The sequence below is a fragment of the Trueperaceae bacterium genome, from assembly GCA_031581195.1.
In the GTDB taxonomy this organism is placed as follows: Bacteria; Deinococcota; Deinococci; order Deinococcales; family Trueperaceae; genus SLSQ01.
On record JAVLCF010000014.1, the window covers coordinates 19,472 to 30,052 of the forward strand.

Consider the following 10,581-nt stretch of genomic DNA (forward strand, 5'->3'; position numbering starts at 1 on the left):
GGTGCGGGGGCGGGCGAGGGGGCGGGGGGCCGGCATGACGGGCCGCATGCTACCCCGCGTCCCGGGCGGTGTCCGCGTCGCGTGGGGGGCGCGCGAGCGAACCGGCGAGGGCGTGCAGGGCGCGCGCCGCCCCGGCGGGGCTGCGCGCCGCCTGCCGGGCGGCGGCGGAGGCGCGCGCGTCGGCGTCCAGCAGGTGCGTCCAGGCGGCGCGCAGCGCCCCGTCGTCGGTCTCCTCGACGGCGGCGCCCGCCCCGGCGTCGGCGACGGCGCGCGCGTTCGCGCGTTGGTGGTCGTCCGCGGCGGTGGGGAGGGGCACGGCGAGGACCGGGACGCCGTGGAACGCGGCTTCGGACAGCGTGGAGACGCCGGCGCGGGTGATCGCCAGGTCGGCGGCGGCCCACGCGTCGGGCGCGTCGACGAAGCCGGTGACGTGGTACCCGCCGAGGTCCGCCGTCGCGGCGCGGACGTCCGCCTCCCAACGGGGGCCGGTCGCGTGCAGCACGGTCCCCCGGTCGCTCGCGTCGAGGGTGCGCGCGACGCGGGGGACGAGGGCGTTCAGCGCGGCGCTGCCCTGCGACCCCCCCATCACGAGCGTCACGACGCCGCCCTGGGGGAGGCCGAGGCGGGCGCGGGCGTCGCCGCGGTCGGGGCGGACCTCGCGGACGGGGAAGCCGGACGGCACGACGTGCGCGGCGGGGGGGAGGTGCGCGGCGGCTTCGGGATGGACGGCGGCGACGGCGGCGGCGGGGCGCGCGAACCAGCGCGTGACCCGCCCGGGCACGGCGTTGCCCTCGTGCAGCACCAGCGGCGTGCCGGTCAGGGTCGCGGCGACGCAGCCGGGGAACGACGCGAACCCCCCGAACCCGACGACGACGTCGGGCCGGAAGGCGCGGACGGCGCGGACCGCGCCGGCGAGGCCGGCGACCGCCCGGATCGCTTCGCGGGGGTCGGGGCGCCCGCGATCCCACTTCCCGGCCGCCACGCCGTCGAAGGGGACGCCGGCCTCCGCCGCGAGGCGCGCCTCGAGGCCGCCCGCGCGACCGAGGAGGCGGACGGCGTCGCCGGCCTCGCGCGCGACGCCGGCGAGGGCGAGGGCGGGGAAGACGTGCCCGCCGGTGCCCCCCGCCGCCAGCAGCAGGTTCACGTCGGTACCCCGTCCGCGTCGGGCGTGGCCGACGCAGGAATGGCGCCGGCGCGGACCGCTTCGCGGTGGGCGGCGTGCAGGAACCCGAACGCGATCGCGACCGACACGAGGCTGTTCAGGCCGTAACTGACGAAGGGGAGGGGGATGCCGGTGACCGGCAGCAGGCCGGAGGCGACCAGCAGGTTGAGCGCCGCCTGGCCCGTCACGTACGCCGTCGCGCCGGCCGCCAACAGCGCCCCGGGGCCGGCCTGCGCGGCGGCGATGCGGAGGCCGCGGGAGGCGACCAAGAGGTACGTCGCGATCAACGTCGCCATCCCCAGCAGCCCGAGGGTACGCCCGAGGGCGACGGCGACCATGTCGGTCTCCGCCTCCGGCACGCGCACCGGGAGGCCCGGCCCGACCCCGATCCACCCGCCCGCCTGCAACGCTTCGCGCGCTCGGTACGCCTGGTAGCTGGTGCTGCGGGTCGCCTCCTGCGCCCCCCAGAGGTCCTGGAAGCCGGCGATGCGTTCGGCCAGATACGAGAACTGCGACAGGTACGGCCCGCCGATCACGACCGCGACGAGCGCTGCGGCGACGGTGATCGACAGGAGGCGCGTGAGGGTCGTGCCGGCGGCCAGCATCACGGCGAACGCGAGGGCGAACAGGAACGCCGCGGTGGAGATGTCCGGTTGCGCGACGATCGCGCCGGCGGCCAGCCCGACGACCAACATCGGGCGCCAAATCTGCCAGTCGCCCAGGTGGTTCCAGAAGAAGGCGGCGAGGTAGGCGATCACGGCGACCTTCATGAGTTCCGAGGGTTGGACCGACACGCCCCCCACCAACAGCCAGCGCCGCGCGTCGCTGCCGGCGGGGGCGACCCCCACGAGCAGGACCGCGACGAGCAGCAGCAACGTCCCGCCGTACAGCCAGGGGCTGGCGCGCACCACGCGCGCGACCGGGAGGCGCGCCACCGCGACCGTCAACGCGAGCGCCGCCCCGACGCGGAGGGCGTGCTCGCCGGCGAGGTCGGGGGCGGCCGCCGCGACGCCCAGGATGCCGAGCGCACCGAGGGCGACCTGCGCGGTCAGGAGCAGTCGGTCCACGAGGCCTCCGCGAGCAGCGCGTGGGTGGCGGCCCGGAACGCGTCGCCGCGCGCCCGGTAGTGCGGGAACTGATCGAACGACGCCGCGAGGGGGGCGAGGAGGACCGTTCCGCCCCCGCGCCCGGCGAGGTGCTCGGCGCCGACGCGGACGGCGTCCGTCATCGCCGTCGCGCCGTCCGGAGCGTCGAGGACGCGGACGTCGGCGTGCCCCTCGAAGGTGCGCGCGAACGTCGGTCCGGCCTCGCCGATCGCGAGGACCAGGTCGACCTTCGCCGCGACGAGGGGCACGAGGGGGCGGGGGTCGGCGCCCTTGTCGCGCCCCCCGACGATCCACGCGATCGGCGGCGTGGCGGCCTCCAGGGCGGCGTGGACCGCCAGTTCGCGGGTGGCGATCGCGTCGTCGACGAAGCGCACGCCGCACGCCTCGGCGATGCGTTCGTGCCGCCCGGGGAGGCCCCGGAGGTGCGGGACGTGCGCGGCGAGGGCGGCGGGGTCGGCGCCGGCGGCGTCGGCGGCGGCGAGCGCCGCGAGGGCGTTCGCGCGGGCGGGGCGTCCGGGCACCGCGAGGCGGTCGGGCCCCAGGTCGTGGGGCCCCACCCACAGGTGCGGTGCGCCGTCCGCGGCGGGGGCGAGGCGGGCGAAGGCGTCGGCGGCGCCCGCCGCGGAGACCGTGCGGACCTCCGCGCCGGCCGCCCGAACCGGGGCGGCCCAGCCGGCCTGGTAGGGGTCGTCGGCGTTGAGGATCGCGACGTCGCCCGGCCCGAGGTGCCGAAGGAGGCGGCGCTTGACGGCGTGGTACGTCGCGAGGTCCCCGTGCCGGTCGAGGTGGTCGCGCCCGAGGACCGTGACGACCGCGACGCGGGGCCGGAGGGTGGGGGAGCGCTCCAGCTGGAACGAGGAGATCTCCGTCACCAGCCAGCGGCCGGGGGTCGCGACCGCCGCGAGCGCCGGGTCGAGGTTCCCGCCGGCGACCGCGTCGACGCCGGAGGCGTGCAGGAGGGCGTCGGTCCAGCGCGTCACGGTGCCTTTGCCGGCGGTGCCGGTGATGCCGATCATCGGGGCGTCGATCGTGCGGTGGACCCATTCGATCTCGCCGATCGTCTCCACCCCCCGCGCCCGGAGGACGCGGAGGTCCGGGTGGTCCCACGGCACGCCGGGCGCCGCGATGCAGACCGCCCAGGGGCCGTCCGCGTCCGCCGCGACGTCCACCGGTTCGCCCCACCCTTCGGCGCGGGCGGCGGCGGCGTCGGGGGAGGTCGGGTCGCGGTCGGTCCAGCGCACCGTCCGGCCCTGGCGGGCGGCGAGCCGGCCGGCGGCGAGGCCGCTGCGCCCCAGCCCGTACAGCAGGATCGGCGGGGCGGCGCTCACGCGGTCCCTCGCGTGGCGACGGCGAGCGCGACGGCGACGGCGGTGACGAGCACGAAGCGCGTCACGACCTTCGGTTCCTCCCAGCCGAGGAGTTCGAAATGGTGATGCAGCGGGCTCATGCGCAGGACGCGGCGGCCGGTGAGGCGGACGGCGGCGACCTGCACGACGACCGACAGGACCTCGGCGACGGGGACGGCGGCGAGCAGCGGGAGGCGCCAGACGTCGCCGTGCACGATCGCGAGGCCGGCGAGGGCGGCCCCGAGCGCTTCGGAGCCGACGCCGCCCATGAAGAGGCGGGCCGGGTGGGCGTTGAACCACAGGAACCCCAGGAGCGCGCCGAGCAACGCCGCGGCGAACGGGTCGTGCAGGAACGCCAGCAGGACGACCGCCGTGACGCCGGCGGCGAGGCCGTCGAGGCCGTCGGTGAAGTTGAGGGCGTTGACGCTCCCGACGACGACGAAGGCGAAGCCGGCGACGTCGGCGGCGGGCACGCCGACCATCGTGTGGCCCTGCTGCACCGCCCACGCGCCGAAGGCGAGCCCGACGCCGGTCTGGGCCAGCAGGCGCCAGCGGGCCAGGACGCCGGTCGCGGCGTCCTCCCCGGGGCGGGCCTTGCGGGCGAGCGCCCCGAGGTCGTCCCACGCGCCGAGCGCGGCGGAGGCGGCGACGAGCCCCAGCAGCGCCGCGGCGGTCGCGAGGTCGCCGCCGGGGCGGTCGGGACCGAGGCCGAGGGTGGCGAGCACCCCCAGCGCGAGGGCGACGGGCAGGAAGGCGACGCCGCCCAGCGTGGGGGTGCCCTCCTTCACGAGGTGCCCTTCGGGCCCGTCGCGCCGCACGACCTTCCCCCACCCGCGCGTACGGGCGAGGGTCAGGAAGCCGCGGGTCGCGCCGGCGGCCAGCAGGGCGCCCGCCACGACCCACAGCGGGGCCGTCACGCGTCCTCGCCGAGGAGGGCGGCGACGACCCGTTCGAACCGTCCGCTGCGCGACGCCTTGACGAGCACGGTGCCCTCGCGCGGCAGCTCGCGCGCGAGGGCGAGGAGGCCGTCGAACGTCGTGCAGGTCACGCCCGGGTGGCCGGCGCGGACCGCGTCGGCGTGCGTCCCCGCGTAGAGGACGTGCTCCAGGCCGCGGGCGGCCTCCGCCATGGCGCGGTGGGCGGCGTCCGCCTCGTCCGCCAACTCCGCCATGTCGCCCAGGAGGGCGACGCGGGGTCCGGGGGCGGCGTGCAGGACCTCCAGCGCCTGCGCCATCGAGGCGGGGTTGGCGTTGTAGGTGTCGTCCAGCACCAGGCGCGCCCCGTCGCGCCGCACCTGCAGGCGGCCGTCCTCGAACCGCGCGTGGGGGAGGCGCGCGGCGGCGGCGCGCGGGTCGAGACCGAGGCGGTCCGCCACCGCGAGGACGCCGACGGCGCTTTCGGCGAGGCCGCGCCCGGGGCCGGGGAGCGCCACGCGAATCGGTGCGCCGCCGTCGGGGTCGACGGCCTCGAGGGTCGGGGCGAGGGCGGGCCCCTCCACGTGCGCGCGCCAGAGACCGACGTCGGGGGCGTCGGGCCACGGGCCGGCGTCGGCTTCGACGAGGCCGTACGGCGCGACGCGCAGCTGGAGCTCGGGGGCGAGCCGTCGCCAGGCGTCGATCGCGGCGACGCCGCGGGCCGCCCCGTGGAGGAGGCGGCCCTTCTCCCGGGCGACGGTGGCGACGTCCCCGAGCCCGTCGAGGTGCGCGGCGGCGATCGCGGTCAGGAGGCCCACGTCGGGACGCACGAGGTCGACGAGGCGGGCCATCTCGCCGACGTGGTCGATGCCCATCTCCAGCACGAGCGGCGCGCCGTCGTCCTCGCTCCAGGCGCGCACCAGGCGCCCGGCGAGGGCGTGGGGGGTGTTGAGGTTCCCTTCGCTGGCAGCGGCGCCGAGACCGGCCGTCAACAGGGCGCGGGCGGTCGTCTTGCCGGCGGACCCGGTCACGCCGATCACGGGTCCGCGGAGGCGGGCGCGGGCCCACCGCCCGAGCGCGAGGAGGGCGTCGCCGGGCGCCTCGACGACGAAGCCGCGGGGGTGGGGACGGTCGGACACGACGAGGGACGCGCCGGCGGCGAGGGCGGCGTCGGCGTGCTCGAGGCCGTGGTGCGTGGCGCCGGGCAGGGCGAAGAAGGCGGTGCCGGGCCGAACGTGCGCGTCGTGGTGCGCCGCGCCGGTGACGTCCGGGAGGGTGGTGGGATCCACACCGTCGGCGGGCGTCGCGTCGAGGAGGCGCGCGAGCGCCCCGGCGGTCAGGCGGCGGGGCGTCGGGGACGGAGCGGGGGAGGGCGCGGCGTCGGGCGTCACGTCGCCCCAGACTACCCGGCGGCGGGGGCGCGCCGGGTCGGGCCGTGCGGGGTCACCGGGCCGCCTCGGCGAGCGGCGTGGGGTCGGGCGCGACCCCCCAATGCGCGACGACTTCGCTGCCGATCGCGCGGAACAGCGGGGCGGCGGTGTAGGTGCTGCTGGCGCCGGCGTCGGGCTTCTGCAGCATGACGACCATGACGACCTCGGGATCGTCGGCGGGGAACATCCCGGCGAACGTCAGCGAGTACCAGCCGTCGGGGTAGGTGCCCTGCGCGGGGTCGTAGATGTCGGCGGTCCCGGTCTTGCCGGCGACCGCGACGCCGGGGATGGCGGTGTCGCGCAACGAGGAGCGCTCGACGGTGTGCTGCAGCATGCCGCGCACCTCGCGCGCGACGTCGGTCGACAGGACGCGGTGGGGGTCGGGCGTCGCTTCGTCCTCGACGAGGCGGGGCGGCACGTACACGCCGTCGGTGGCGAAGATCGCGTACGCCGCGGCGAGTTGCAGCGGGGTCGTGGCGACGCTCTGCCCGATCGTGACGCTGGCCTGGTCCTGCGGGACCCAGTCCTGCCAGGGGTTGAGGGTGCCGGGGCGGGTGTAGGCGGAGCGCAGCGGCAGCGACTGCCCGAAGCCGTAGTGGCGGAGCCAGGCGTGCAGCTCCTGCGGCTCGAACCGCTGCGTGAGGTTCAACATCGCGGTGTTGCTGGAGTAACGCAGCACGTCGCGGAGCGGCAGCGTGTCGGGGTGCGCGGCGACGTCGCGGAACGTCATGCTGCCGACCCGCATCGTGGGGGGCGCGTCGATCGCTTCGTCGGTCGTCGCGCGGTCGCTTTGCATGAGGGCTGCGACGACGAACGGCTTCATGACCGAGCCCGGTTCGTACTGCTGTAGGAAGCCCTGGTTGCGAATCGCGTCGCGCGATGCGCCCCGGAAGGCGTTCGGGTCGTAGGTGGGGAAACTGGCGGTGGCGAGGATGCGGCCGGTGTCGGCCTCGAGCATCACGACCGCGCCGTTCTCCGCGCCGGACGCCTCGACGCTGGCCTGCAGGTGGCGTTCGGCGGCGGACTGCAGGATCGGGTCGATCGTGAGGCGGACGTCGTCGCCGGCGGCGAGGCGGGCGTCGAGGGCGTACTCGATGCCCTCGAGGCCGTAGCGGCCGTCGGGTTGCAGGCGTCCGGAGAAGCCCACGACCTGCGCCGCGAGGGCGCCTTGGGGGTAGCGGCGGTGGGCGACGTCGCCGTCGGCGAGGATCGTGCCGTCGGCGGCCAGGATCCGACCGCGGTCGGGTGCGTCGGCGGGGGCGGTCGGCCAGATCGGGGCGCTACGCTGTTGCATCGCGAAGCCGGCGAACGCGGCGAGGAGCGGCAGGGCGATGAGCAGGAGCAGCATGCCGCGTCGCGCCAGCCGCAGTTCGCTGGGGCCGGTCCGACCCGTCGCGGGGGCCGGCGTGCGGACCGCACCGGTCGGTGCGAACGGGTGGCGGGGGTCGGAGGCGTTCAGCGCCACGTCGTCGTCACCTCCAGGGTCGGGGTCGGGTCGGGGACCGGCGGGATCGGGGGGGCGGGGAGGGGTTGGACGTGACGGACGATCTCGACGTCGGGGGCGGGCACCATGCCGCGCGCCTGCGCCCACCGCGCGACGGCGAGGGGGCCCTCGACGGCGGCGGCGTCGGCGCGGGCGTCGACGGTGGCGAGGCGCGCCGCGGCGAGGTCGGCGCGGAGCGTCGCCTCGTGACGCCCGAGCGCCTGGTTGTGCGCCCCGAGCGCCGCGAGGGCGAGGAGCAGCGTCAGGTAGAGCCCCACGAGGGTGCTGGGGGTCGCGAGGCGGGGACGGGTCATGCGGGCTCCTTGCGGGCGACGCGCAGTTTCGCGGCGCGGGCGCGGGGGTTGCGGTCGATTTCACGGGCCGAGGCGGTCTCGGGTTTCTTGGTGAGGGGCGTGAGGCGGGCCGCGTCGCGGAAGAAGCGCTTCACGATGCGGTCCTCGAGGCTGTGGTAGGTCAGCACGACGAGGCGGCCGTCGGGCGCCAACAGGCGGGCGGCGCCCTCGAGGCCCTCCTGCAGGGCGGCGAGTTCGTCGTTGACGTAGATGCGCAGGGCCTGGAAGGTGCGGCGGGCGGGGTGGTCGCGGCGGGGGCCGCCGGGGTACGCCGCGGCGATCACCTCGGCGAGGCGTCCGGTGGTGCGGATCGGCGCGTCGGTGCGGGCGCGCACCAGCGCGGCCGCGAGGCGGCGGCTGTGGCGTTCCTCGCCGTAGCGGTGGAGGATCGCGGCGAGCTCCGCTTCGCTCGCGTCGGCGACGACGTCGGCGGCGCTGCGTCCGGTGCCGCTCATGCGCATGTCGAGCGGTCCGTCGTGCCGGAAGGCGAAGCCGCGTTCCGCTTCGTCGAGTTGCATGCTGGACACCCCGAGGTCCATCAGGACGCCGTGCGGGGCGGGGACGGACGCGGAGGCGACCAGCGCTTCGACGTCGCGGAAGTCGCCGGGGACGAACGCCAGGTCGGGGCCGGCGAGTCGCGCCGCGCGGGGGGCGGCGTCGGGGTCGCGGTCGATGGCGACGACCTTCGCGCCGCGCGCCAACAGGGCGCGGGTATGCCCGCCGGCGCCGAAGGTCGCGTCGACGTACCAGCGGCCCGCCTCGACGTGAAGGGCGTCGAGGCAGCGCTCGAGCATCACCGGGACGTGGGGGGCGTCGGTCGACCCGCCCGTGGGGCCGGAGCCGCCGGCGGCGCCGGAGGCGGCGGCCCCGGAGGCGGCGGCGATGGGGAAGGGGACGGGCGCGATCATCCGATCAACTCCGACAGCAGGCCGGGGGCGGGCGGTTCGACCTGCACGTCGTCGAGCAGGTCGTGCCAGCGACTCTCGTTCCACAGTTCGAGGCGGTTGGGGGCGCCGGTGACGATGACCGGGCCCTCGTCGGCGTCGAGCTTCGCGAAGGTCCGAAGGGGGGTGGGGAGGCTGATGCGGCCGGCGCCGTCGAGTTTGGCCTTCGCCGCACCGGAGTAGAAGAAGCGCACGAACGATCGGGCGTCGGCGTCGGTGAGCGGGAGCTCCTCGAGGCGGGCTTCGATGCGGCTCCAGGCGCCGACGGGGAAGACGTAGAGGCAGCCCTCCATACCGCGGGTGACGACCATGCCGTCCGCGACGAAGTCGCGGAAGGCGGGCGGGACGATGACGCGTCCCTTGTCGTCCACCGAGTACTGGTACTCACCGAAGGGCAATGGCTCGCTCCCGCGTCCGGAGTCTTCGGGGGTGGCACGGTGCACCACACGTCCTCCCCGAGATGCCCCAATCTAGCACATCTCTCCCACGATCTCCCACCTTTTCCCACGAATGGGGCGAATTCCACACGCGCGCGCCGTTTCCTCCCACGAGCACGGGATCCCCACGCCCTTCCGGGGCGCAGGCGGGCGGGGCGCGGCCGGACCGGCGGGTGGGGCGGACGCACCGCCGGCGCGCGTGCAGGCGCCCCCGACCCCCGGAGGGTGGGAGCGGGTGGGGGCCGGGGGGAGAACCGTCCGCGCCCGGGGGCTGCGAGGGTCAGGCCAGTCGGTGGTCGCGGGCGACGCCGTCCAGCCGCTCCGCCGCGACGTCGTGCCCCGATGCCGCAACGGCGTCGCGCATGGCGCCGAAGGGACGGCGGAGACTCTGGCGCTGCGTCCCGTCGACCGCATGCAGCTCGAGGTCGAGGCGGTGGACGCCGCGCACCACGTCCGCCGGCAGGCCGTCCGTCGCGAGCAGGCCGAGCTCGGCGATGCGGAGGCCCGCGACGCTGTAGGGGTCGTTCAGCGGCTGCAGGCGGGCGATCGCGTCGCGGTATGCGGCCGCGGCCCCCGCCCGGTCGCCACGCCGCCGGAGGACGTGCCCGCGGTTCCCGATGCAGGCCGCCGCCACCCAGGGGCGCTCGTGCGCCTCGGCCAACGCCTGCCCGCGGTGCAGGTGCCGTTCCGCGGCGTCGAGGGCCTGGAGGCGCGCCTCGACCTGCGCGAGGTTGAGGTGGACGCGCGCCTGCCCGGCCCCGTCGTCGGCCGCCGCGTACGCCTCCAGGGCCACGTGGAACGACGCCTTCGCGGCGGGGAGCTGCGCGGCCACGGTCTCCAGACTGCCGCGCGTCGCCCAGGCGGTCGCGACCCCCTCGCGGGGGAGGGCGCCCGCGTGCGCGTCGAGCTGCGGCGCGACGTACCGCAGGAGGTACGTCGCCCGTCCGATGCGGCGGTAGGCGGGCCACGCACGCGACGCGACGTGCAGCGCCCGCGCCGGGTCGGCGTCGGCGTCGTGATCGAGCGCCGCCTCGACGTCGTCCAAGCGGTCCAGCATGGCGGCCGACGCCGCCCCGACGGGACGGTCGCCGTCGTCGGCCACGAGGGCGTCGACGGCGCCCCGCACCCACGCCGCATGGCGTTCGGCGTGCGCGGCCGCGTCGGGCGCCCCCGCCGCCTCGGCGCGGAGGGCCCAGGCGACGTCGGGCCGCAGGCGGAACCGACGTGCACCCCCCGCTCCGCCCCGGTCCGCCGTCGCGACGCCGAGCCGGACCGCCGCCTCGAGGTGCGTCCGCACCGACGCGGCCGGCGCCCCGGCGACGGTGGCGACCGCCGCGACGTCGCCCCCCGCCCGGAGGTGCGCCAGCGCGCGTGCGCTCGTGCGGGCGGCGGGGGCGAGCGCCCCC

Annotated in this window: 10 protein-coding genes; all 10 read right to left on the bottom strand. The window is 77.3% G+C overall.

Annotated features, from left to right (window positions below; all coding sequences use genetic code 11):
• Positions 1-49 precede the first annotated feature (49 nt).
• Positions 50-1,144: a UDP-N-acetylglucosamine--N-acetylmuramyl-(pentapeptide) pyrophosphoryl-undecaprenol N-acetylglucosamine transferase gene (locus tag RI554_02450; GenBank protein MDR9390870.1), complete on the bottom strand. Its 1,095-nt coding sequence runs from the start codon at positions 1,142-1,144 to the stop codon at positions 50-52.
• Complete coding sequence (locus RI554_02455) at positions 1,141-2,229, bottom strand: FtsW/RodA/SpoVE family cell cycle protein (protein MDR9390871.1); 1,089 nt, start codon at positions 2,227-2,229, stop codon at positions 1,141-1,143. The genes RI554_02450 and RI554_02455 overlap by 4 nt, the downstream gene beginning before the upstream one ends.
• A complete protein-coding gene (gene murD, locus RI554_02460) occupies positions 2,211-3,596 on the bottom strand; it encodes a UDP-N-acetylmuramoyl-L-alanine--D-glutamate ligase (protein MDR9390872.1) in 1,386 nt (461 codons plus the stop codon). Before murD ends, RI554_02455 begins: the two co-directional genes overlap by 19 nt.
• Complete coding sequence (locus RI554_02465) at positions 3,593-4,531, bottom strand: hypothetical protein (protein ID MDR9390873.1); 939 nt, start codon at positions 4,529-4,531, stop codon at positions 3,593-3,595. Before RI554_02465 ends, murD begins: the two co-directional genes overlap by 4 nt.
• Positions 4,528-5,919, bottom strand: a complete 1,392-nt coding sequence (locus RI554_02470) for a Mur ligase family protein (GenBank protein MDR9390874.1) — start codon at positions 5,917-5,919, stop codon at positions 4,528-4,530. The genes RI554_02465 and RI554_02470 overlap by 4 nt, the downstream gene beginning before the upstream one ends.
• A gap of 52 nt (positions 5,920-5,971) precedes the next feature.
• The gene (locus RI554_02475; protein MDR9390875.1) at positions 5,972-7,423 is read right to left on the bottom strand and encodes a penicillin-binding protein 2; all 1,452 of its coding nucleotides are present in this window, start codon (positions 7,421-7,423) and stop codon (positions 5,972-5,974) included.
• Complete coding sequence (locus RI554_02480; GenBank protein MDR9390876.1) at positions 7,414-7,755, bottom strand: hypothetical protein; 342 nt, start codon at positions 7,753-7,755, stop codon at positions 7,414-7,416. The genes RI554_02475 and RI554_02480 overlap by 10 nt, the downstream gene beginning before the upstream one ends.
• Positions 7,752-8,702: a 16S rRNA (cytosine(1402)-N(4))-methyltransferase RsmH gene (rsmH, locus tag RI554_02485; GenBank protein MDR9390877.1), complete on the bottom strand. Its 951-nt coding sequence runs from the start codon at positions 8,700-8,702 to the stop codon at positions 7,752-7,754. Before rsmH ends, RI554_02480 begins: the two co-directional genes overlap by 4 nt.
• A complete protein-coding gene (mraZ, locus tag RI554_02490) occupies positions 8,699-9,184 on the bottom strand; it encodes a division/cell wall cluster transcriptional repressor MraZ (GenBank protein MDR9390878.1) in 486 nt (161 codons plus the stop codon). Before mraZ ends, rsmH begins: the two co-directional genes overlap by 4 nt.
• Before the next feature lie 271 nt (positions 9,185-9,455).
• The coding region (locus RI554_02495; GenBank protein ID MDR9390879.1) for a hypothetical protein at positions 9,456-10,581 on the bottom strand (1,126 nt) is incomplete at its 5' end.